22 protein-coding genes and 1 other annotated feature are annotated in these 23,347 nt (G+C 41.7%); all 22 genes read right to left on the reverse strand.

The annotated features are described in order from the left end of the window. Positions 1–173: 173 nt before the first annotated feature. A complete protein-coding gene (locus ACXAEY_RS11835) occupies positions 174–1,085 on the reverse strand; it encodes an RluA family pseudouridine synthase (protein WP_474812154.1) in 912 nt (303 codons plus the stop codon). Then, the gene (gene lspA / locus ACXAEY_RS11840; protein ID WP_270182060.1) at positions 1,085–1,546 is read right to left on the reverse strand and encodes a signal peptidase II; all 462 of its coding nucleotides are present in this window, start codon (positions 1,544–1,546) and stop codon (positions 1,085–1,087) included. Before lspA ends, ACXAEY_RS11835 begins: the two co-directional genes overlap by 1 nt. Positions 1,547–1,838: 292 nt before the next feature. Next, positions 1,839–4,595: an isoleucine--tRNA ligase gene (gene ileS / locus ACXAEY_RS11845; RefSeq protein WP_474812155.1), complete on the reverse strand. Its 2,757-nt coding sequence runs from the start codon at positions 4,593–4,595 to the stop codon at positions 1,839–1,841. Positions 4,596–4,659: 64 nt separating this feature from the next. Beyond that, positions 4,660–4,873, reverse strand: a binding site (T-box leader). 169 nt (positions 4,874–5,042) lie between these two features. Continuing rightward, positions 5,043–5,543, reverse strand: coding sequence for a DivIVA domain-containing protein (locus ACXAEY_RS11850; protein WP_270181802.1), 501 nt, complete (start codon positions 5,541–5,543; stop codon positions 5,043–5,045). A gap of 84 nt (positions 5,544–5,627) precedes the next feature. Beyond that, a complete protein-coding gene (locus tag ACXAEY_RS11855; RefSeq protein WP_474812158.1) occupies positions 5,628–6,401 on the reverse strand; it encodes a YlmH family RNA-binding protein in 774 nt (257 codons plus the stop codon). Positions 6,402–6,405: 4 nt separating this feature from the next. Beyond that, positions 6,406–6,678, reverse strand: a complete 273-nt coding sequence (locus ACXAEY_RS11860) for a YggT family protein (RefSeq protein WP_442865166.1) — start codon at positions 6,676–6,678, stop codon at positions 6,406–6,408. Positions 6,679–6,690: 12 nt separating this feature from the next. Beyond that, positions 6,691–7,143 (reverse strand): cell division protein SepF, encoded by a 453-nt coding sequence (locus tag ACXAEY_RS11865; RefSeq protein ID WP_270181800.1) that lies wholly within the window; start codon positions 7,141–7,143, stop codon positions 6,691–6,693. Between the two features lie 32 nt (positions 7,144–7,175). Further along, positions 7,176–7,844, reverse strand: a complete 669-nt coding sequence (locus ACXAEY_RS11870; protein ID WP_474812161.1) for a YggS family pyridoxal phosphate-dependent enzyme — start codon at positions 7,842–7,844, stop codon at positions 7,176–7,178. 7 nt (positions 7,845–7,851) lie between these two features. Then, positions 7,852–8,667, reverse strand: coding sequence for a peptidoglycan editing factor PgeF (pgeF, locus tag ACXAEY_RS11875; protein ID WP_474812163.1), 816 nt, complete (start codon positions 8,665–8,667; stop codon positions 7,852–7,854). A 91-nt stretch (positions 8,668–8,758) separates the two neighbouring features. Further along, positions 8,759–9,028 (reverse strand): YlmC/YmxH family sporulation protein, encoded by a 270-nt coding sequence (locus ACXAEY_RS11880; protein WP_224881928.1) that lies wholly within the window; start codon positions 9,026–9,028, stop codon positions 8,759–8,761. A gap of 71 nt (positions 9,029–9,099) precedes the next feature. Beyond that, complete coding sequence (gene sigG, locus ACXAEY_RS11885) at positions 9,100–9,879, reverse strand: RNA polymerase sporulation sigma factor SigG (RefSeq protein ID WP_270181797.1); 780 nt, start codon at positions 9,877–9,879, stop codon at positions 9,100–9,102. Between the two features lie 83 nt (positions 9,880–9,962). Continuing rightward, on the reverse strand, positions 9,963–10,682 hold the full coding sequence (gene sigE, locus ACXAEY_RS11890; RefSeq protein WP_270181796.1) for an RNA polymerase sporulation sigma factor SigE: 720 nt from the start codon (positions 10,680–10,682) through the stop codon (positions 9,963–9,965). Positions 10,683–10,717: 35 nt separating this feature from the next. Further along, on the reverse strand, positions 10,718–11,632 hold the full coding sequence (gene spoIIGA, locus ACXAEY_RS11895) for a sigma-E processing peptidase SpoIIGA (RefSeq protein ID WP_474812165.1): 915 nt from the start codon (positions 11,630–11,632) through the stop codon (positions 10,718–10,720). 164 nt (positions 11,633–11,796) lie between these two features. Next, positions 11,797–12,699: a homoserine kinase gene (thrB, locus tag ACXAEY_RS11900; protein WP_270181794.1), complete on the reverse strand. Its 903-nt coding sequence runs from the start codon at positions 12,697–12,699 to the stop codon at positions 11,797–11,799. Further along, positions 12,696–13,754 (reverse strand): threonine synthase, encoded by a 1,059-nt coding sequence (gene thrC, locus ACXAEY_RS11905; protein ID WP_270181793.1) that lies wholly within the window; start codon positions 13,752–13,754, stop codon positions 12,696–12,698. The genes thrB and thrC overlap by 4 nt, the downstream gene beginning before the upstream one ends. Next, positions 13,754–15,046 (reverse strand): homoserine dehydrogenase, encoded by a 1,293-nt coding sequence (locus ACXAEY_RS11910; protein WP_270182058.1) that lies wholly within the window; start codon positions 15,044–15,046, stop codon positions 13,754–13,756. The genes thrC and ACXAEY_RS11910 overlap by 1 nt, the downstream gene beginning before the upstream one ends. A 693-nt stretch (positions 15,047–15,739) precedes the next feature. Continuing rightward, positions 15,740–16,882 carry a cell division protein FtsZ gene (ftsZ, locus tag ACXAEY_RS11915; RefSeq protein ID WP_270181792.1) on the reverse strand — a complete coding sequence of 381 codons (1,143 nt, stop codon included), beginning with the start codon at positions 16,880–16,882 and terminating at the stop codon, positions 15,740–15,742. A 29-nt stretch (positions 16,883–16,911) separates the two neighbouring features. Further along, positions 16,912–18,189 carry a cell division protein FtsA gene (gene ftsA / locus ACXAEY_RS11920; protein ID WP_270181791.1) on the reverse strand — a complete coding sequence of 426 codons (1,278 nt, stop codon included), beginning with the start codon at positions 18,187–18,189 and terminating at the stop codon, positions 16,912–16,914. 465 nt (positions 18,190–18,654) lie between these two features. Next, a complete protein-coding gene (locus tag ACXAEY_RS11925; protein WP_270181790.1) occupies positions 18,655–19,428 on the reverse strand; it encodes a cell division protein FtsQ/DivIB in 774 nt (257 codons plus the stop codon). Positions 19,429–19,849: 421 nt separating this feature from the next. Next, on the reverse strand, positions 19,850–20,950 hold the full coding sequence (spoVE, locus tag ACXAEY_RS11930) for a stage V sporulation protein E (RefSeq protein WP_270181789.1): 1,101 nt from the start codon (positions 20,948–20,950) through the stop codon (positions 19,850–19,852). Between the two features lie 63 nt (positions 20,951–21,013). Next, positions 21,014–22,354, reverse strand: a complete 1,341-nt coding sequence (murD, locus tag ACXAEY_RS11935; RefSeq protein ID WP_474812169.1) for a UDP-N-acetylmuramoyl-L-alanine--D-glutamate ligase — start codon at positions 22,352–22,354, stop codon at positions 21,014–21,016. Continuing rightward, positions 22,354–23,328: a phospho-N-acetylmuramoyl-pentapeptide-transferase gene (mraY, locus tag ACXAEY_RS11940; RefSeq protein WP_270181787.1), complete on the reverse strand. Its 975-nt coding sequence runs from the start codon at positions 23,326–23,328 to the stop codon at positions 22,354–22,356. The genes murD and mraY overlap by 1 nt, the downstream gene beginning before the upstream one ends. Positions 23,329–23,347: the final 19 nt, after the last annotated feature.

Genomic DNA, 23,347 nt, shown 5'->3' on the forward strand with positions numbered 1-23,347 from the left:
CCAACGTCACTAAAAAACCCTTTTGCCATGGAGGCAAAAGGGTTTTGGGCATACGAAACACACGTTACGTACATAGCCGTTTTTCCTTTGTAGCCTCACGGGACCATCGTTAAAGGATTGCTATATTGTCTACATGTAGTATGGCAGAGCCGTGAAAACCTGTCAACCGCTTTTTATCTTCTTAAACGCATTAACAGCTTTTCCATATCTTCAGGAACTTCCCGAGAAAACTCGAGCCACTCTTCAGTCACAGGGTGCTTGAAACCTAATACACCAGCATGTAACGCTTGTCCATCGATCGGCAACGTTTTTTTTCTTGGTCCATATTTAGGATCCCCTGCAACAGGATGATCGATGTATTTCATATGAACACGGATTTGATGAGTACGGCCTGTTTCAAGCTGGCACTCTACGTAAGTATAGTGATCATAACGCTCTAACACTTTAAAATGCGTAACTGCATCTCGGCTATGCTCATCTGTAACGGTCATCTTCTGGCGATCCTGCTTGTCTCGACCGATCGGTGCATCGATGGTACCGACATCGTGCTGAATGTTCCCGTGTACAATGGCTTTATAACGACGATTCACCGTTTTCGCTTGAAGCTGCTTAACGAGTGATTCATGTGCATGATCATTCTTAGCGACCATGAGCAACCCAGAAGTGTCCTTATCGATTCGATGAACGATCCCTGGTCTAATCACGCCGTTGATTCCACTTAAATCACGAACTTGGTGCATCAATCCGTTTACAAGCGTTCCGCTTGGATGTCCTGGTGCAGGATGTACGACCATTCCTCTAGGTTTGTAGACGACTAAAACATCTTGATCTTCATATACGATATCTAAGTCAAGATCTTCAGGTACAACTTCGAGCGTTTCTGGTTCAGGGACGCTCACAACGATTTCATCGTTCTCCGAAACTTTGTAGTTTCCTTTCACAACTTCACCGTTCACCTGAACTTGTTCTTCTTTGATCCAGGTTTGAACCTGGCTACGAGACCAGTCTTGATCGAATGTCGGTATCACTTTATCGATCCTCTGGCCTTTATTTTCAGTACTTACTGTAAAAACGAACTTTTCCATTACTTATCTCCTTCAGCTTGCTTACTTTCAAATATCGTCCCGATAAAGATGAGAATGACCCCTACAACGAGTGAAGCATCCGCAACATTGAAAATCGGAAAGTCATACGAGAAGATATACGTGTTAACAAAATCTACGACTTCTCCTCTAAAGACACGATCGATAAAGTTCCCCACTGCACCGCCTAATATTAAAGCAAGGGTAACACTGACGAACTTGCTGTGTTTATATTGATTCATATAGTATAAAACAGCGACAATCACAATAACCGTAATAATGTAAAAGAAAATCATCTGACCTTGAAGGATGCCAAACGCAGCTCCTCTATTTCGATGTGAAGTCAGATAGAGAAAGTCGTTGATGAGTTTGATCGACTCTCCATATTCCATATTTTTAACAACAAGCCATTTGGTCCATTGATCTAGTATAACTATGCCAATGGCTATTAAATATTTCCACACGTGCGCTCCCCCGATCGAATGATACTTCCTATGAAAGTTTAGCACAGGATTCATTCCTGTACAATGTGAACGTTAACCGTAAACGCTTTGCATGGTGCAAAGTGCTCAGGGTATCGGGAACGCAATAACAGTAGCTGGAGTATAATTTGAGCTGACCGCCATTTCTGTGAATCTGAGCAGGAACCATAAGCCCTTTGCTCATGAATGAATTCAATTAAAAGTAACGTGGTAGCTCAAATAACTGTTCATAAATAAATCAAGCGCTTTGCATTCAGCAAAGCGCTTTTTACTATTAATAATGATTTTTTACAGTTTCAGCACAATCTACGCAAAGAGTAGGATACGTTTCATCTTGTCCTACAGTCTCTGTTACTCTCCAGCAACGTTCACACGTTTCGCCTTCTGCAGGGGAAACCATGATCGCTAGCTCTTCGTAATTCTTTGCTTCCGATGGAGCTTCAGATTTACTTCCTGCAACGGATGCTGCAGAAACGATCAAGAGCTTATCGAGGTTATCGATGCCATCAAGAAGTTCTTTCGCTTCACCATCCGCATAGATATGAAGCTGAGCTGTTAAGGACTTCCCGATTTTCTTTTCGTTACGTGCTTCTTCTAGTGCCTTTAGAACTTCATCACGTAGGTCCATCACGTAATCCCACTTGCTTTCAAGTTCAGAAGTTCCTTCGAAGTTCTTCACTTCAGGCATGTCAGAAAGCTGAACGTACTCTTCTTTTTCACCCGGTACAAACTGCCATACTTCTTCAGCAGTATGTGGGATGATCGGTGATAGTAGCTTCGTCAATGCAACAGCCGTTTGATAAAGGACCGTTTGAATCGCTCGGCGCTTCGGATGGTCTTCGTGCTCGATATATAGCGTATCTTTCGCGATATCAAGATAGAATGAGCTCATCTCTGTAGTAAAGAAGTTATGAATGGTATTGTAAACTGTTAAGAACTGATACTCATCATATGCTTTCTTTACTTTCGTCACAACGTTATTCAACTTCACGAGCATGTATTGATCGAGCTCACTAAGGTTTTCATAGGAAACACTGTTAAGAGCTGGATCAAAGCCTTCTAGGTTTCCGAGCATGAACCTAAACGTGTTACGGATCTTTCTATACACTTCTGCTACTTGCTTGAGAATCTCATTTGAGACACGAACATCAGCCTGATAGTCAGCAGAAGATACCCATAAACGTAAGATGTCTGCACCGAGCTGCTTCATCACGTCGTTTGGAACCATTACGTTTCCAAGTGATTTACTCATCTTTTTACCTTCTCCGTCAAGAACAAACCCGTGACTCAGCACTGCTTTGTAAGGTGCTTTACCCGTTACTGCGACAGAAGTAGAAAGAGAAGAGTTGAACCAGCCTCTGTACTGGTCAGATCCTTCTAGATATAAATCTGCAGGTCGCGCAAGGTCGCTGCGCTCTTCAAGCACTGCTTGATGGGAAGAACCAGAATCAAACCAAACGTCCATAATGTCCATTTCTTTACGGAACGTACCATTCGGGCTGTGTTCAGACGTAAACCCTTCTGGTAATAGCTCTTTCGCATCCCATTCAAACCAGATGTTTGAACCGTGCTGACGGAATAGCTCTGAGACATGCTCGATTGTTTCGTCTGTTAAGATCGGCTCATCGTTCTCACCGTAAAAGACTGGGATCGGAACACCCCATGCGCGCTGGCGAGAAATACACCAATCTTCACGGTCTTTCACCATGTTGTGAAGACGAAGCTCTCCCCAAGTCGGGAACCATTCTACATCCGCAACAGCTTGCAGAAGTTCAGGTCGGAACTGCTTGATTGAAGCAAACCACTGCTCAGTTGCACGGAAGATGATCGGCTTCTTCGTACGCCAGTCGTGTGGATAGGAGTGTGTGAAGAATGAAAGCTTTACTAGAGCTCCAGCTTCTTCAAGCTTTTCAGTGATCGGCTTGTTTGCTTTATCATAGAACAAGCCTTCAAAACCTGGCGCTTCATTCGTGAAAACACCCTTCTCATCTACTGGGCACAAGATATCGAGCTTGTATTTTCTTCCGATTGCATAATCATCTTCACCGTGTCCAGGTGCTGTATGAACGCAACCAGTACCAGCATCAAGCGTGACATGATCACCAATAATGACAAGGGACTCACGATCATATAGAGGATGCTGTGCTGTAACGTATTCAAGCTCGCTTCCTTTTACGCGATTTAGTTCATTCACTGTATTCCATTCAAACTCTTCTTTAAGTTGGTCAACTAATTCTGTAGCGACGATGTACTTGCTTCCATCAGCTTCAACAACACTATACTCAAATGAAGCATTGAGTGCGATCCCAAGGTTTGAAGGAATTGTCCAAGGGGTCGTTGTCCAGATGATGAACTTCTCATCTCCGTTTAGTACGCCTTTTCCATCCTTAACTTGGAAAGCAACATAGATGGATGGAGAGCGTTTGTCCTGGTATTCGATTTCAGCTTCAGCTAGCGCTGATTCTGAAGTAGGAGACCAGTAAACAGTTTTCTTATCTTTGTAGATATATCCACGCTTCGCCATTTCGCCAAACACTTTGATCTGCTGCGCTTCGTACCCTTTGTTCAGTGTGATATAAGGGTTATCCCAGTCTCCGCGAACACCAAGGCGTTTGAACTGCTCACGCTGACGATCAACTTGCTTTAGCGCATATTCTTCACACTTCTTACGGAATTCAGCTACTGTTAACTTCTTTCGATCCACACCTTTTTTCGTAAGTGCTTGCTCGATCGGAAGACCGTGAGTATCCCAACCTGGAACATACGGTGCATGAAATCCGTTCATGGATTTGTAACGAACAATCATGTCTTTCAATACTTTGTTTTCTGCGTGACCGATATGGATGTCTCCATTTGCGTATGGAGGGCCATCATGCAATACAAAAAGAGGACGATCCTTCGTTCTTTCCTGTACTTTCTCATAAAGGTTGTTTTCTTCCCATTCTTTTTGCATATCAGGTTCTTTGTTTGGCAGATTACCGCGCATTGGGAACTTCGTTTTTGGCATCAATAGTGTTTCTTTAAAGCTCATGTCCTTCCTCCTTCAATATCGTACGCTGCATTTCCTTAATAACATAAAAAAACCTTCTCATCCCTATAGGGACGAGAAGGTTTTCCCGTGGTACCACCCAACTTAAGCACACAATGTGCTCACTTTGCATTCGTAACGTGAATGATACGCCGGGGCTTACTTTATGTTCAGCTCGGGACTCAGGGGTGATCTTCACCGGTTGCTTAACGCTAGGCTCACACCACCCCCAGCTCGCTTTGTTAAGTGTAACCAGTTACTCTTCCCATCGCAGTCGTTCTTAATCATTATTTTGTAAGAAACAGCTTAGACCATTTCTTATGTCTATGTGCTTTTGATTGAAGATGTTAATCCAGTTGTAGGACCAACTTCCATTAAAGTATATCAAAAGTATAGTGTATTCAATTTTAATAAGTCAAGAAAATGCGAAATAAATGTTAAAAGTTTACCTTATGCGTTTTCTTGAATATGCTCTTCTTCTTCATCAAAACGAGCAGCCAGCCCGTCCCAGTCTTCATTCGTCAGCATCTCGAGCTGCGCTTCGACAAGCATACGGAAACGTGTGCGGTAAACGGAAGCTTGCTTTTTCAATTCTTCATTTTCGAGTGAGATCTTTCTCGCTTTAGCTAACGAATCATTGATGATGCGGTCAGCGTTCTTTTCCGCTTCTTTTAGGATCAAACGGGATTCTTTCGTTGCACTCTGCTTTACTTCTTCAGCCGTTTCTTGAGCGACAAGAATCGATTTGTTCAATGTTTCCTCAAGGTTTGAGAAGTGTCCTAGTCTTTCTTCTAGGATCTTTACTCTCTCATTTAGCTCTTTCTTTTCTCTGATAACAGTTTCGTAATCTTTAATGACTTGATCTAAAAACTCATTTACCTCATCTTCATCATAACCGCGGAATCCGCGAGTAAATTCTTTGTTATGAATATCTAATGGTGTTAAAGGCAATTCAGCCACCTCCGGTTTGCTCTCTTTTATGTCCCAACTCGTAATTCGACAATCTCTACGGGCAATCCTTCTAAATTTGTCAAATTATTTTCTTTTACTATACGTGATTCGCCATTTTTCTTTCTTTGTTTTACCGTCGATCGAATTCACCTTACTTCTCCCCGAACCCCTTAGGGATAAATAATCTCCCGCTTTTACTTCGGTTGCGGGTTGATCGACGACTTTCCAATTAAGTTTAGCACGCTCATGTTCGATCATAGGAGATACCTTTGACCTAGATAGATTGTATATCTCTGCTAATACAGCATCGAGGCGAAGGCTACTAACGGTACCCGATTGTTCCTCCCACCTTATAGGAGGAACGTCGATCTGTGATGGTGAAATCACCTCTGGCGTGATCGAAGCTTTACCAGCTTGAGTTAGATTCATCTTAATATAATCCGCTACTTCTTTAGCTACGATAAGCTGTGCAAGTCCATCCTGCACAAAAATATCACCAAACTTTTCCCGCTTTAATCCAAGTCCCATCAGCGCACCGAGAAGATCTGGGTGCGATAATGTAACGAATTTTGAGGGATATGTAATGTTTAATGCAGCTATGTCATAATCTTCAGCTGTTGCTGTTATATAAGGTGGAAGAAGCAGTGCACGCTGCCGTTCTGCTCCGTCCACGCCTCCTGAAAAAGATACGCTCACATCGGGATGATTTCCAATTACTTGTGTAACGATATCCTGCTCTCGTGGATCTAGGAAATCAGTGAGTTTCGGAGAGTATCTGTCTTCAACTTCCCCTTGCCACTCTAACACACGATCAACAAACGTTCTTTCTTCAGGACGATAGTGTTCGTATATCGACATGGAATTATAGGATCATTCCAAAGAGAGCAACGATTCCATACTGCGCAAACTGTAGTGCAAAAATAGCTACGATAGGAGAAATATCTAACATTCCACCGATAGGCGGGATGATTTTGCGAAACGGCGCAAGATAAGGTTCTGCAATTCTTGCAATCATTTGTCCAATAGAGGATTCTCTAGCATTTGGAATCCAAGACATGAAGATATAAATGATTAATATCCATGAGTAAATCCGTAAAGCTTGTGCTAATAAATAAGCAATTTCCAAATTCTTCACCTTCCTTAGAAGCTAGTCTTCAAATATTTCATCGGTAATATTGCCGGAGATTTCAACATTATCCGGAGTACACATGAACGTGTCGGGACCGAGTTTCTGAATATCACCGCCAAGAGCATAAACCGTACCACTCAAGAAATCAACGATTCTCTTCGCTTGGTCATGTGGAATCTGTTGCAGATTCATTACGACAGATTTTCGGTTTTTTATATGATCAGCAATATCCTGAGCTTCAGCATACACTCTAGGTTCAACAAGTACAACTCTAGAGTTCTTGTGGATACTTTGAAGACTCACAACATTTTGATTGGATTGATTCGTCTGTTTCTGTTTATTATGGTTCCGACTCACCCTAGAATTCTCCATCTCATCATCCTCAGCATACGTCGTATGAACATCATCCTCGAACTCGATTTGTTCATCATCGAGTTCAAAGAACTGCTTAAACTTTGTTTTAATTCCCATTCCCTGCACCTCCGGGAGAGTTAGTTTTGATATTAACCAACAAGTGACGATCCGATACGAACAAACGTTGCACCTTCTTCAACAGCAATCTCATAATCATTTGACATCCCCATCGAAAGCTCTTTACATGGCGCGTAATCAAACGAACGCTCCTGGATGCTCGTTCTAAGTTCTCTAAGCTTTTCAAAGACAGATCTGATTTCGTCAGGATCCTTAATATGAGGTGCCATCGTCATCAAACCTACTACTTCAATATTTGGATAGTTTTCTAGAGACTCTACGAACGGCATGACTTGTTCAACCGCTAAACCGTGTTTCGATTCTTCTCCAGAAACATTGACTTGTACAAAGCATTTCACTTTCTTTGTTGCTCTCTTATTGATCTCTTTTGCAAGAGAGCGTCGATCGAGGGAATGAATGTAATCTACGTGATCGATGACATCCTTGACTTTACGTGATTGCAACGTCCCGATGAAATGCCATATTGGCTGGTGTTCGAATGCTGCGACTTTTTCCACCAAGCCTTCTTGACGATTTTCCCCAAGATGAGTGATACCAGCTTCGACTGCTTCTTTCGCACGCTCTACACTAACGTATTTCGTAACTGCGATCACGTTCACATCTTCTGAATTTCGATTCGATCGATGTGAAGCGGCTTCGATGTTAGAAATGATTTCTTCTAATTTCGTCTTTACTTCCACTTTCCTGTTAAACCTCCTCAAGACCAATGTAACCCATCATTCTTCCAGTTTTGCCATGTTCGCTTCGATGAGAGAAAAACAGGTCACTGCAGCTTGTACAATAGTCACTCACAAGAATGTTGTCTTCTAATACGCCTGCTTTTAACAATAAGTGTTTATTCACAGCTTTTAAATCCAGCTGATACGTACCTTCGTTATGTGTGAAGAATTGTTCAGAATAGGATGCCACCTCGATTACGTTTTCGATCACCCTGTCATCAACTTCATAACAGCATTTTCCGATCGATGGCCCTATTGCAGTTACGATATCTTTAGGGTCGATACCATCATCTTGCCACCTTTGAATCATCTCTCCAGCAATATCTTTCGTTGTTCCTTTCCAGCCTGCGTGGGCTATTCCAACCCTTTTCGCGGAAGGGGAGTAAAAATATACGGGTACACAATCAGCATACATTGCTGCCAACATCAAACCTTTTTCATCCGTATACATACCGTCCATACCACGTATTGCGGTTTCATGATCAAACGTCCCGCGCCCTAAATCATTCACAGTTATGTGAGCAATATCATTTCCATGAATTTGCTCTGCAACTACCCAATTCTCGAGCGGTGTGCCTATCGCCTTACTAAATATTTTTCTATTGGTCAACACGTCTACTGGATGGTCAGGCACATGATAACCGAGGTTTAGACTAGCGAACGGATCTTTACTTACACCGTTCAACCGAGTCGAAAACCCAGCTTTGACAAGACCTGCATCTCTTCCGAAATGAAGTGCCAAAGTAGTCATGTCAGAAGTATCTAAAAACAGTTCGTTTCCCACAGCTATATCCCTTCATTTCTATACAAGTTTACACTCTATTTTATCATAATATGTTGAGAAGAAGGGATATAGATTGTGAGATATTGGCTACTCATGACTCTTTTTGGAAAGATTCTGAATCTGATGAATCGTAATATTTAACTAATATAACATCGGAACCTATTTTTACGATGTTGCGCCAAGGAATCACGAGATCACTCTCACGCGCAAAAAAACCCATCATTTTTCCTTGACCCGGGATAACGATCGCTTCGATTTTACCTGTCGTCAAGTTTATTTCTAGATCGGCTATATGTCCAAGTTTTTTTCCGTTCGATACATTTACAACATCCTTAACTTGAAATTCAGAGATTTTTATCATCACACCTCCACCTTTCCATTTTATTATATGAAAAGTGGGCAATAGAAAAGACCTGTTTAACAGGTCTCGTTCTAACTTTGTATATTTTTATTCATTTGCTGGATTGCTGCCTTTTCAAGCCGTGATACTTGAGCTTGAGAAATTCCGATCTCATCTGCTACTTCCATCTGCGTCTTCCCTTGAAAGAAACGCATTTGAAGAATCATGTTCTCCCGTTGATTCAGTCTCATCATTGCTTCTTTTAATGCGATGTCTTCTAGCCAATGAAAGTCCTTCTGCTTATCATCGCTAATTTGATCCATTACGAAAATCGGATCTCCACCATCATTGTAAATCGGCTCAAATAACGAGACAGGGTCTTGAATGGCATCAAGAGCGAAGACAACCTCTTCCTTCGTTACACCGAGTTCCTTTGCAATCTCAGTTGGATTCGGCTCTTTGGAGTTTTTCGTCATCAATTTGTCCCTGATCTGGAGGGATTTATAGGCAATATCTCGAAGCGATCTTGAAACCCTGATCGGGTTGTTGTCCCTGAGATATCGTCGTATTTCACCGATAATCATCGGCACTGCGTAAGTTGAGAATTTCACGTTTTGCGATAAATCGAAGTTATCAATGGATTTCATAAGACCAATACATCCGACCTGAAAGAGATCATCAACGTATTCACCACGATTGTTAAACCGTTGAATGACGCTCAAAACGAGACGTAAATTTCCATTTACTAGCTCTTCTCTTGCAGAAATATCACCTTCCTGCATCTGTTTGAAAAGAACTCTCATCTTTTCATTTTTCAGAACCGGAAGTTTGGATGTATCTACTCCACAAATCTCGACTTTGTTTCGTGTCAACTCTTTCCCTCCTCATCGGAGATGCTGTCAAAGTAAAGTATCTCCGAGAGTGGGAAAATTATGCATTTATCATTTTAAGAATGTTAGACCATCTTGTTGAATTCTTTTCGAAGCCTTTTGATGATACGCTTTTCTAGCCTGGAGATGTAAGATTGAGAAATACCGAGAAGATCAGCAACATCTTTCTGTGTTTTCTCTTCATCGCCTGCAAGACCGAACCTTAGTTCCATGATCTGCTTTTCTCGAGGGTTCAATGTTTCAAGAGCTTTCACAAGCAATTTCCGGTCTACTCGTGCGTCGATTCCTTTTGTGATGATATCTTCATCAGTTCCCAATACATCAGATAAGAGCAGTTCGTTTCCATCCCAATCGACATTAAGAGGTTCATCGAATGAAACCTCCGAACGAATTTTATTATTACGACGCAGAAACATCAAGATCTCATTTTCAATACACCTAGAAGCATATGTTGCTAGCTTGATTTTCTTTTCAGGATTGAATGTGTTGACAGCTTTGATCAGCCCGATCGTTCCGATACTGATCAAGTCTTCAATATTAATCCCTGTGTTTTCAAACTTACGTGCGATATAAACAACGAGGCGCAAGTTTCTTTCGATTAAAATCGATCGTGCAGCCTTATCACCACCAGGCAATTTAATCAAAAGATGGGCTTCTTCTTCTTTCGTCAAAGGAGGCGGAAGTGCTTCACTTCCTCCTATGTAATAGATTTCGTCAGGTTTAATTCCGAGTTTGATTAAGATTCTCTGCCACCAGAGTACAACTTTTATCTTTAATTTGCCCATGCAGTAAACCTCCTCAATCTGTTTGTTTCTTATCTTTAAGAAGCATTTGCCTTTTCAGCTAGCATTTTGGGATGAAGGATGCAACTGTACTCTTTCTCCCCTGATAATGACTGGAAACTGAGCCCTACTAGTACTTTTTTGACAACGATCGTTTCTTCATTCGTTGAAATTTCCACTGCGTCAGGCTTTATCGCACATAAAAATTGATGATCTTGTCCGACGGCTCGAAATGGAACGATTCTAAGCCGATGCTCCCACCTGTCCACCTCTCCCTCACTTTGAAAGTCAGTTACATTTTTTGCTTTTTTAAGAAAGTTCTCTGAAAAATGGTTTGCATGGATGGTCATATCGAGAATCATGACGGGGGCTCCTGATAATGGATCCTTTAGTTGATTCCCACTGTCGATAAGTGCTGGTGCAGTCACGATCACATCATCGATCATGATTTTAACGCTGGCTATTTGGTCATAGTGAATTTTTTTCGTCTCGATATCACCTAACCTTTTCTTAGAAAAAAACCATACGGATGGAAAACCAACTAGCACAAACACCCAGCTGACAGGATCTCCAAATCCACTCCCCTGTGTAGCGATCGCTCCGTTATAAACACCTACTTCCTGTTTTAAAAAATAGTGCGCACCAAGCATGCCTCCACCGATAATAAACGTGACAAAATAGAACAGCAGCCAACTTTGAATGAAGCTTCGAAACCTTGTAAACCCAAACGTTATGCTTACGATGATAAACGAATAAAATAATTTCACAATCGGATGGACCATAAACTCCAACCCAGGAATAAAAAGAAAAATGACATATAACGAAGCGAATAGAGCGCCAGCAGCAAGTCGTCTTTTACGAACATGACGCTTAAGCAACAAACTGGTAAGCATCAATAGCATGTAATCAAAGCAAACGTTCAACAGCCATATTACGTCCAGATATACAGCCACCTGCTGGCTCCTCCCTATCGAATTTGAATTCTAGTATAGACTAGTTTGGATTGAAAGACTGTCAAATCGTGCCGCGAATACCGAGGTTATTTTGCATAATTGTCACTATTTTTGTCACCCTTAGCGCAAAAAAAGCCGTCCATCACTGGACGACTAAAGTACGATCACCGTTGCAAAACATCATTCATTCGCTGTACTCCTGTGTTCGTAGGGAAAAGCTCTACGCAATCATATCCCGTTAAATTCGCTTCCATTACTGCTTTTAGTTTCTTAGCTGTCCCTATTGGTGTAAAGATTAACAAAGTTGGACCCGCGCCACTCAAGGCTGCACCATAAGCTCCCCAATCGACAGCTAAACGCTGAACACGTTCAAGATCTGGGACAAAATGTTTTCTGTATGGTTGATGAAATAAATCTTCATTCATCAAAGCTCCTGCTTGTTGCCAATTATTGCTCACTGCAGCTGCTGTAAAGACATTTGCAACACTACTTGCTTTGACTGCTTCTTCAAAGGTCAGACTCTTTGGAAGAACAGAGCGTGAGTCAGTTGTTTTTAATTTTCGTTCTGGTATTAAGGCAACGAATTCAACATTTTCAACGTTTTGAACGACAGAATCAAGGTCACCAAGTCCTGATGCGATGACAAGCCCTCCATATATGGAAGCAGCGACATTATCCGCATGCCCTTCAAACTCAGCAGCATACCTTACTTTTTCCTTAGAAGTAAGCGCAAGCCCCATCGTGATGTCTGCAATTTCCACGCCAGCTACGATTGCTGCCGCGCTACTTCCAAGTCCTCGTTCAAGAGGTAATTCACTCGTCATCGTTACGCGTTGCGGTTCAGGGGTTTTCTGTACCGACACTGCGATCGATTCGATCACTTTGTAAACCAAGTTTTCCTTACCTTGAGGAAACGTTTCTTGAAAACCAATGTAGTAAAAAGCCCACTCAGACGAAGGTTCGAACTTTACATGAAGATAACGATTTATCGCAAGACCGATCGAATCAAACCCCGGGCCAAGATTTGAAGTACTTCCTGGAATTTTTAATGAGACAGGTTGTTTCAATGACTAACACATCCCTTTAACTCCTCGAGAAAACTTCCTTTATCAGCAGCAACCACCCGCGGCTTGACGAGAACAGTATCCATAGCTGTTGACGGATCTTTTAGTCCGTTTCCTGTTAAAACAGCAACGACTGTGCTTCCTTCTTGTATTTCATTTGAAGCCACTTGTTTCAAAACTCCGGCGATTGAAGCACATGATGCTGGTTCTGCAAACACTCCTTCTTTTTTTGCAAGAAGCTGATAAGCATTTAAGATCTCTTCATCTGTAACGCTGTCGATTTTACCACCGGATTCTACGACAGCGTCTTCCGCTAACTGCCAGCTGGCTGGGTTTCCAATCCTGATCGCAGTAGCGATTGTTTCTGGGTTTTGTATGATTTTCTTTTTGACGATGGCTGCAGAACCCTCTGCTTCAAATCCTCTCATCTGAGGCTTTTTCTCATCTGAAAGATATTCTTTAAATCCTTTCCAGTAAGCTGAGATGTTTCCAGCGTTTCCTACTGGAATCGCTAGCACATCAGGGGATTTTCCAAGTTGATCACATACTTCAAAAGCGGCTGTCTTTTGTCCTTCCAAGCGATATGGATTCACTGAATTAACGAGAGTGATCGGTTCAGTCTCTGCAATCGAACGAACCATACGAAGCGCTTCATCAAAATTCCCATCGATTTCAAAGATTTCTGCACCGTAAATCATAGCCTGCGCTAATTTTCCTAATGCGACCTTTCCTTTTGGAATAACGATGATGCAACGTAAGCCAGCTCTTGCTCCGTACGCAGCAGCTGCTGCTGCAGTATTCCCCGTCGAAGCACAAATGATTGCATCGCTACCTTCTTCCTTCGCTTTTGCTACTGCCATTACCATACCTCTATCTTTAAACGATCCTGTTGGGTTCGCTCCTTCAATCTTTACGTGTAGAGAAATTCCAAGCTCTTCTGACAGCGTATTTAATTTAAGTAGAGGGGTATTCCCCTCATTTAAACTTAGTGCAGGAGTATCTTCAGTAATCGGTAAAAAATTCTCATAGTGTTTTAACAACCCGTTCCAGACTGACATCACATTCCCTCCACTCGATACCTGCTTTTCACCTCGACCACCACATCTAAATCATTGAGTTGACTATGAACGTCTTCGAATGCTTGATGATTCGTTTCATGAGTGATGATGACGAGCTCTGCAGTTCCATTATTAATCACTGGTTCTTGGATTAACTTTTCAAGACTGATTCCATGATCCTTAAATAAGTGTGAAATCTTTGAAAATGCTCCAGCTTCATCTTTTACAAACAATCTGATGAAGTATTTGCTCTTAATTTCATCATCTTTCTTCAGCTTACGTTCATGTTGAGGAAGAATGACACTCTTACCATTTACTCCAAGACGCATGTTTTTGATAACGGCGACTAGGTCAGATACAACCGCTGTAGCTGTTGGTAGTTGACCTGCACCAGGACCATAGAACATCGTTTCTCCGACTGCCTCTCCATACACATAAACAGCATTGTACTCATCATTTACAGAAGCAAGCGGATGGCGTGATGGCAATAGAGTTGGCTGAACAGAAAGTTCGATCGATCCGTTTTCTGAACTTGCAATCGATAGTAGTTTGATAGTATACCCTAGTTTTTTACTATAAGAAATATCTTCAGCATCAACTTCAGTGATCCCTTTAATCTTGACGTCATCTAATCCTACTTTCATCGAAAACCCGAGTGTTCCGAGGATGACGACTTTCCGAGCTGCATCTAGCCCTTCCACGTCAGCAGTTGGGTCAGCCTCAGCAAAGCCTAGATCCTGTGCTTCTTTTAATACACTTTCATACGGCACATTGTTTTTAGTCATTTTTGTGAGGATATAGTTTGTCGTGCCGTTCACAATCCCCATCAGCTTTGTGATTCGATCAGAGGATAGACCTTCTACTAAACTTCTAAGAATTGGAATACCACCCGCAACACTAGCTTCATAGAAGAGGTCACTTTCATTTTCAACCGCAGCCGTTAATAACTCTCTTCCATGTAAAGCCATTAAATCCTTGTTGGCTGTTACAACATGTTTTTTATTTTTTAACGAAGCAAGGATATACTCTTTCGCTTGGTCGATACCACCCATTACTTCGATCACTACATCTACTTCAGGATTATTGATCACTTCATCTGGATCCTGTGTTAACAACTCCTCGTTAACATCGACCCCTCTGTTTTTCTCAATATCTCGAACGAGAACCTTTCCTACCTTCACCACACAACCAACGCGCTGTTGAAGCTCCTCCTGATGGGACTCAATCATATGTACCACTCCACTACCAACAGTCCCAAGTCCTAACAGTCCTACAGATACGCTCTCCTTCATATTCTCCACTCCCTTATGTCCTCCTGAAAAGGACGTTTGTTTTTATATAAGGGACATTATACGTGTCATCCTTCACAAACACAACCACCTTTACAGAAAAATTTGAAAAATATAAAGAAAAGCGAAGACGAGCGTTTAGAAACGGAGAAATTGGAGCGCTTTCATGTGAACACGCTTTTTGTGTTCATTTGAAAGAGCGAAATTTCATAGTTTCTGCAAGTCGCAGCTGGACATCTCGAAAAGCGAAGTTTCGCGTTTAGAAACGGAAAGATTGGAGCGCTTTCAATAGACCACGTTCTTTGTGTTCAATTGAAAGAGCGAAATCTTGTAGTTTCTGCGAAACGCAGCTGGACATCAAGAAAAGCGAAGTTTCGCGTTTAGACACGGAGTCATTGGAGCGCTTACAAAAGAACACGGTCTTTGTGTTCATTTGTAAGAGCGAAATGACGCAGTGTCTGCGAAACGCAGCTGGACATCACGAAAAGCGGAAAAAGCCGATTAGGCTCGACAAGCGCTGGAAGCTTTTCGAAGGAACACGCTTTTTGTGTTCATTCGAAAAGGTGAAGCGATCGAGAGCCTGGCTTTTGGAGCTGGACATCCGAAAAGCGAAGTTTCGCGTTTAGAAACGGAATATTAAACCCCTTTCAAAACCAATAAAAAAACCAGCTCAAGTATGAGCTGGTTTTAAAACAATTATCTTCTGCGCTTACGGTTACGCAAGAAAGTAGGAATATCTAGTGTATCGTTAGATTCCTCTACGCGAGAACCAAACTTTGAAGGTTCTGGTTGCTGTACTTCTTCCTCTTCTTGTTTCGGCTGCTGAATTGGTGCACCCTGTTTAGACTGAGTAGAAGGGCGAGGAACAGATTTTTTCTTGTTTTCGTTCTCGTCGAATCCAGTCGCGATCACTGTTACAAGGATTTCGTCTTTAAGTTCTTCGTTAATTACTGAACCGAAAATCATGTTCACATTTTCATCTGAAGCTGAAGAAACGATATCAGCTGCTTCGTTTACTTCATAAAGACTCAGGTTAGATCCACCTGTAATGTTCATAAGAACACCTTTAGCGCCATCTATTGACGTTTCAAGCAACGGACTAGAAATCGCTTTTTTCGCAGCTTCAGAAGCACGGTTCTCACCTGTTGCGATTCCGATTCCCATCAATGCAGATCCTCTTTCAGTCATGATCGTTTTCACGTCTGCAAAGTCAAGGTTAATAAGACCTGGTACAGCGATTAAGTCTGAAATACCTTGTACACCTTGGCGAAGTACGTTATCCGCTTCACGGAACGCTTCTAGCATCGGTGTGTTTTTGTCAACGATTTCAAGTAGGCGGTCGTTAGGAATAACGATCAACGTATCGACCTTTTCTTTTAGCATCGCAATTCCAGATACCGCTTGAGTTGAACGCTTTCGGCCTTCAAATGTAAACGGACGCGTAACGACCCCAACAGTTAGAGCGCCGAGTTCTTTAGCGATCTCAGCAATGACCGGAGCTGCTCCAGTTCCAGTTCCGCCTCCCATACCAGCTGTTACGAAGACCATATCTGCTCCACGAAGTGCTTCTTCGATCTGCTCTTTGCTTTCTTCAGCTGCTTTTTTACCGATCTCAGGATTGGCACCTGCACCAAGACCTCTAGTCAATTTGCCACCAATCTGCATTTTCACTTCTGCTTTCGCAAGGTTCAATGCCTGTGCATCCGTATTGACAGCAATGAATTCTACACCTTGAACTCCATTTTCAATCATTCGGTTAACAGCATTGCTTCCGCCACCGCCGACACCGATTACTTTTATTTGTGCTAATTGTTCCATATTCATATCAAACTCTAACATCTCAGGTCCTCCTAATCTTGTAATGCCCTTTATTCAACAAATAAATTAAAGAAGTTCTTAACTTTTTCTTTCATTCCTGGAGAAGACTTTTCCCCCGACTGAGGTTCAGGTTTGCTTTTACGCTTGGGCTTCACTTCATCCTCAGGGTTTAACGAAGCTGCAACTTCTTTGCCCTGAATCTTTACGTTTTTGTACGTAAATTGGATTAGACCAATGCCAGTTGTATATTGAGGTTCACGAACTCCAATATAGTCAGGAACTGCAACGCGTACATTATGTTGAAGTACGTCTCTTGCAAGCTCGAGTATACCATCCATTCCTACCATTCCTCCGGTAAGAACAAATCCACCAGGCAATTCGCGTATTCCCAAACGCCTAATCTCGTCTTCTATCAATTCTAACATCTCTTCAATACGAGGTTCTATAATATGTGCCAATTCGAACTGATTAAATTCTTGTTCTGCTGAACTTCCAATCGTAGACACTGTGAATGCCTCTTCTTCAGAAGCAAGATCAACAAAGGCATTACCATGCTTGATCTTGATCCGTTCAGCTTCTTCAGTCGTTGTTCTTAAACCAATCGAAATGTCTTTCGTTACGTTATCTCCACCGATAGGAAGAACGGAAGTCGCTTTGAGAGAACCCTCTTCAAATATAGAAATTGTCGTCGAACCTGCTCCCATGTTCACAAGTGCCACCCCTAGGTTTTTTTCGTCCTTAGAGAGAGCCATCGCACCACATGCTAGCGGCTGAAGACAAATATCAGCAATTTCAAGGCCTGCTTTCTCAACACATCTCAATAAATTATGTAATACGGTTTTAGAACCTGTAATAATCGTGCCTTCCATTTCAAGACGAACACCGATCATCCCTCTAGGGTCTGTGATGCCATCTAACCCATCCACCACAAATTGACCTGGGATCACATCGATGATCTCACGCTCAGGAGGTATAGAGACTACCTGTGCTGCATCAATTACTCTCGCGACGTCTTCGTCATGAATCTCACGGTCCTCACTTGAAACAGCCACTACTCCATGACATGGCTGAAGCTGAACATGATTTCCATTAATTCCAACGATAACGGAGCGAATCGATAAACCTACCATTCTTTCTGCATTTTCTACTGCCTGTTTAATTGAACGAACAGTTTCATCTATATCCACAATCGATCCTTTACGAATTCCATCGGATGGTGCACTACCTACTCCAAGGATATTCAATGAATCGTTTGTCATCTGGCCAATGATCACTTTCACATTGGATGTACCGATGTCTAGACTCACATATACTTCGTTGCTGTTCATTCTCCTGGCACCTCCTTCGAATTGCTACCTATTTCAGGTATTTGTAAATTCTCTATAATAGGGTCGAATAAACCTCCAACACCTTTATATTCACATTTTTTTCTGTTAGTAAACCTCTTTTTAACAGAAAGGTACTGATCGCCATAAGAATGCGATATAAGGACACTATTCCACAAAACCGTTAATTTCCCTTCTTTTGACCAATATTTTATAAGTTTTTTTAGTCGTTTTACTCAAAAAATAAATTTGGTAGTTTCTAAGTCTTTTGTTACTTTACAGAAAGAACATACGTATAAGTCTACACCAAGTAGAACATGTAGAAAAGACAAGGATTGAGCTCCATACAAAAAGGTTCAATTCGCCTTTTCTAGGATACTAGAGAAGTAAAATTCTCTGAATCATAAAGGTTCGTACAAAAAAGCTCATCCTTGTCCATTAGGAAGATACTCATAGGTAATTTCTCGCTTATGATTCGGATTTTTCTTCAACGACTGTTTCATAAGGTTCAAGCCAGCTTCCTTCATTTAAAAATAGAACGCCTTTTGGTTTGTCCTTAAGTTCCTTAACGATCAATGGGTAATTGTTGATTCGTTCTGCAAAACTTCTGATGCTCGTCCGAACTTCATACCCATCACTCATAAATAACGTGAGGTTGAATGCATTATTTTCTTTTGGTTCGTAGTGAATCTCTGAAATTCGGTTGATCACACTCATTTTTACTTTTGTTAACTCTCCTGCCATCTCTGACAGCTCTGTACTTTCATCCCATTGAAGTAGAATCGGTGCATTGACAGGGGTATCTCCCTTTCCTAAAGCATCGAGGATCGTTCCGGTCTGAAGTATCGGAAAATAGTTAGTGCCTTTTTTCAGATAGGCTACTCGTTCATTCTCAGTTACTTCAATGTTAACCGTAGCAGGAAATTGTCTTGTAACGTCTGCATTTGCTATTTCTTTTGAACTTTCGATTTGGGATGCTACTTCTTTTTTGTTGATGTTCCAAAAGCTAACACTTTGATCAAGACCACTCAACTTCTCAATCTCTTTCGTAGCGATAAAATGATTACCTGAAACTTGTATCGTACGAATATGGCTCAGAGAAGATTGGAAGTAAATAATCAACAAAATTAAAAAGAAGAAGATTGATAAATAGACGATCAGTCTTCTGTTTGCACGCTGTTTACGCTGCGCTTTTAATGTCGGAATCCGATCTTCTATCGTTACTACTTTACGATCTTCCATCCTTTTGCCCCCGTCTTGAAATGTAATTCTTCAAAGTGCTCAATTTCATATCATGGCAACCGCACGGCATGATAAAGAAATACTGCTTATTTTCACCATTATAGCATATTTTTAGGGCTTTTTATTCAGTCATGAAAAATGTTTTCTAAGTCAAATATCGACTAAATTAGCCTTTTGTTAAGTAAAAAAAGAATTTCAATATAAAAACGCTCCATCAATTGGAGCGTCTTAGCTAATTGAAAAACATAAACTTTTGCAATACCTACGCCGAAGAAGTTTGAATCCCTCTTGCTCCTGTCGGCGAACGCCCTTTGAACCACTGGAGTCAAGCAGGGATTCACTCCTACTAGTATATATGAAGTAAAACTTTCCGAACGATTAAGGAAAACCTTCTATGCGTCATTTCAACTTGTTTTAACATCTAAAACTTTGCATACCGGCTGATATTCAACAAGACTCCCATCGCTACTAACATAAGCGTCAATGAGGATCCACCATAGCTTAGAAAAGGAAGCGTGATTCCCGTAACAGGCATTAAGCCAGTTACTACTCCGATGTTGATCATCACTTGAATTGCCACCATCCCGATAATCCCAACAGCGAGTAGGCTACCAAACAAGTCAGGTGCTCTAAGTGCAATTCGGATCCCTCTCCAAAGGAGAAGCGCAAACAATAAGATCACGAAGCTTCCACCAATAAAACCAAGCTCCTCTGACAGAATAGCAAATATGAAATCTGTTTGAGGTTCCGGTAAATAATAAAACTTTTGTCTACTTTGCCCTAGACCAAGACCCATCAATCCTCCTGGTCCGATCGCATAGAGGGATTGAATAATTTGAAATCCGCTACCGAGCGGATCACTCCACGGGTCGAGGTAAGAGGTGATACGAGCGATTCGATAAGGTGCTGAGAGAATCAACCCTATGAAGCCGGCTATCCCGAGTACCCCTAACCATGCAAAATGTGAAATCTTCGCACCTGAAATGAAGATCATGACGACACAGGTACCGACCATAACGGCACCTGTACCGAGATCAGGCTGAAGCATGATCATCGCAAATGCTACTAGTACAAGACCTAGTGATGGCACGAGTCCTTTTTTAAATGATGTGATGCGTTTCTGATTTTCTGAAAGGTATTTCGCTAGAAACGCAATCATCGCTAACTTTGTAAACTCTGAGGGTTGGATCGAAAACGCACCAACACCCAACCAGCTTCTCGCTCCACCTCTTACTAATCCCACCCCTGGGATCAGGACAAGTATTAAAAGAAAGAAGCAGATGATAATTCCTAACTTCGACCACGTTCTCCACGTCCAATATTCCACATTCATTACGAAGAACATTGCAATGACTCCAACCCCTGCAAAAAGAAGCTGTCTTTTTGCGAAGAAGAAGGCGTCATCGAATTTATAAGAAGCCCATACTGCACTCGCACTATAGACCATTACCAATCCGATTGCTAACAGAGCAAGTGTCACAGTTAAAAAGATCAGGTCTGGCGTTGATTTTGTTTTCGGCAATGAGTCCACACCCCGTTATCGTCGATTTACCCACCCTTCTCGGATAAGCATGACAACCTTTCATTAGAGTTTATGCATTGCGTCAATAAAAATGTCTCCACGCTCTTCAAACGTTTTATATTGATCCCAACTTGCACATGCAGGTGACAATAAAATCACTTCACCATCTGTTGAAAGATTGAAAGCTGTAGGAACAGCTTTTTCTACATTATCGACAACTGTTACGTTCTTCAATCCTGCTTTGTTTGCAGTATCTTGAAGTTTTGGTGCTGTTTCGCCAAAAGTTATGAGATGTTTCACTTTTTCTTGAAAATATGGAATAAGATCATCGAAATCATTTCCTCTATCGAGTCCCCCCGCTAACAAGACTACCGGTTGTTGGAACGAATCCAGTGCTTTTTTTGTTGCGATGGAGTTCGTTGCTTTAGAATCGTTGAAGAACTTTCGACCTTTTACTTCTCCAACGAACTGTAAACGGTGTTTAACGCCATGAAAATTCGTAAGTTCTTCATAAATCTTTTCATTCGAAACCCCAGATAGTTTTGCAACTGCAATCGCAGCTAGCGTATTTTCTATATTTTGTTTCATTGAAAGATCAGCGATCTCGATTACTTTCTCACCTTTAAACATGATAAAACCATCGACGATCGTAACACCGTCGACCTGCTTAGTTGCAGAAAACGGAATTAACGTAGCATTTGAAGCGCGAGCAAATTCTGTTACGAGAGGATCGTCAGCATTGTATACGGCGTAATCTTCTTCTTTCTGATTAGCAAATATACGAGCTTTTGCATTTGCATAGGCTTCTTTAGAACCATGGTAATCAAGATGAGCTTCATAAATATTCAGGAGAACTGAGATGTGTGGATGAAATTCCTCCGTACCTTGAAGCTGGAAACTAGAAAGCTCTGTTACGAGCGTTTGATCTGGCGTTGCTTTCGCTGCAACTTCGCAGACAACTGTCCCAATATTACCAGCAACGATTGGATTTGAGCTCGTCCCACTGAGCAACTCACCGATCAACGTCGTCGTCGTCGTTTTCCCGTTCGAACCCGTTATTGCGATGAAAGGTGCTTCAGAGATCTTTCCAGCCACCTCTACCTCAGTAATGATTGGAATGCCTTGTTTTTCAGCTTCCTGCAAAAGTGGGTTATGATATGGAATCCCAGGGTTTTTTACGATTAATTCAGTGCCATCAAGCAATGAAAGCGGATGTCCTCCTCCAACTACGTTAAACCCATCCTCACTAAGTTCCAGTGCTTGTGGGTTTTTTGATACTTCTTCTCGATCATTTACCACTACATTAGCGCCAAGGGAGCGAAGTAGTTTTGCTGCAGCAAACCCACTTTTCGCAATCCCCATCACTAATACTGAACGACCATTGTAAAAATCTTTGTTCTTCATTACAACCACACCTCTAGATAAATGCCTAACGCTGCACAAATTAATCCAACAGTCCAGAATGTTGCAACTACGCGCCATTCTGTCCAACCAGAAAGTTCGTAGTGATGATGAAGAGGACTCATCTTAAACACACGGTTACCGGTCGTTTTAAATGAAGCTACCTGAATGATGACCGATAAGGTCTCGATTACGAATACCCCACCGATTACAACTAAAAGTAACTCGAGCTTCGTCATAATCGCAACAGCTGCTAGCGCACCACCTAATGCTAGAGACCCAGTATCACCCATGAACACTTTTGCCGGATGTGCATTGAAGACTAGAAATCCAAGTACCGCACCGACAACACTTACAGAGAAGATCGCTACATCGTACATATATGTAGCTGCCGCTAGAATCGCGAATGCTCCAAACGCAATGGCTGATGTTCCTGCAACGAGTCCATCTAGACCGTCTGTTAAGTTTACGGCATTCGAAGCACCGACTAGCATAACGAAAAGAAGTACAACATAACCGATGCCAAGGTCAAAGCTCAACTCTGTTCCTGGAACGTGGATAGCTGTGTCAAATCCAATCGTACGTAATCCAAAATAAACAAGAATCGCGATGAAAACTTGACCAAGCAGCTTTTGTTTTGAAGTTAAACCAAGGTTTCGTTTCTTAACAACCTTGATAAAGTCATCTAAGAATCCAATCAAAGCATATCCGACGGTCACGAAGAGCAACAGCCAGATCTCCATAGAGATCTCATCGTACTTCAACGCGATCGCTACTGTACCAATAATGATTGCAAGAATGATAATAAGTCCGCCCATCGTTGGGGTACCTGACTTTTTCTGGTGAGACTTCGGCCCTTCGTCTCGTATACTCTGACCGAATTTCAGTCTCCTTAAGAATGGAATGAATACTGGAGAGACCAGTACTGCAATGATAAATGATGTTAATAAACTAAAAATTAATAAACGTTCAATCAATGTCCTGCCTCCTTAAAAA

The sequence above is a fragment of the Anaerobacillus sp. ABA4_114 genome (genome assembly GCF_056159065.1).

Bases quoted from the DNA above. Each gene is read 5' to 3' on its own strand.
- ileS (WP_474812155.1), bottom strand. From the start codon at position 4,595: ATGAGCTTTAAAGAAACACTATTGATGCCAAAAACGAAGTTCCCAATG.
- ACXAEY_RS11835 (WP_474812154.1), bottom strand. From the start codon at position 1,085: ATGGAAAAGTTCGTTTTTACAGTAAGTACTGAAAATAAAGGCCAGAGG.
- ACXAEY_RS11865 (WP_270181800.1), bottom strand. From the start codon at position 7,143: ATGGGAATTAAAACAAAGTTTAAGCAGTTCTTTGAACTCGATGATGAA.
- ftsZ (WP_270181792.1), bottom strand. From the start codon at position 16,882: ATGTTAGAGTTTGATATGAATATGGAACAATTAGCACAAATAAAAGTA.
- ftsA (WP_270181791.1), bottom strand. From the start codon at position 18,189: ATGAACAGCAACGAAGTATATGTGAGTCTAGACATCGGTACATCCAAT.
- ACXAEY_RS11855 (WP_474812158.1), bottom strand. From the start codon at position 6,401: ATGTCGATATACGAACACTATCGTCCTGAAGAAAGAACGTTTGTTGAT.
- ACXAEY_RS11880 (WP_224881928.1), bottom strand. From the start codon at position 9,028: ATGATAAAAATCTCTGAATTTCAAGTTAAGGATGTTGTAAATGTATCG.
- ACXAEY_RS11925 (WP_270181790.1), bottom strand. From the start codon at position 19,428: ATGGAAGATCGTAAAGTAGTAACGATAGAAGATCGGATTCCGACATTA.
- thrC (WP_270181793.1), bottom strand. From the start codon at position 13,754: ATGTCAGTCTGGAACGGGTTGTTAAAACACTATGAGAATTTTTTACCG.
- sigE (WP_270181796.1), bottom strand. From the start codon at position 10,682: ATGGGCAAATTAAAGATAAAAGTTGTACTCTGGTGGCAGAGAATCTTA.
- ACXAEY_RS11910 (WP_270182058.1), bottom strand. From the start codon at position 15,046: ATGAAGGAGAGCGTATCTGTAGGACTGTTAGGACTTGGGACTGTTGGT.
- murD (WP_474812169.1), bottom strand. From the start codon at position 22,354: ATGAAGAACAAAGATTTTTACAATGGTCGTTCAGTATTAGTGATGGGG.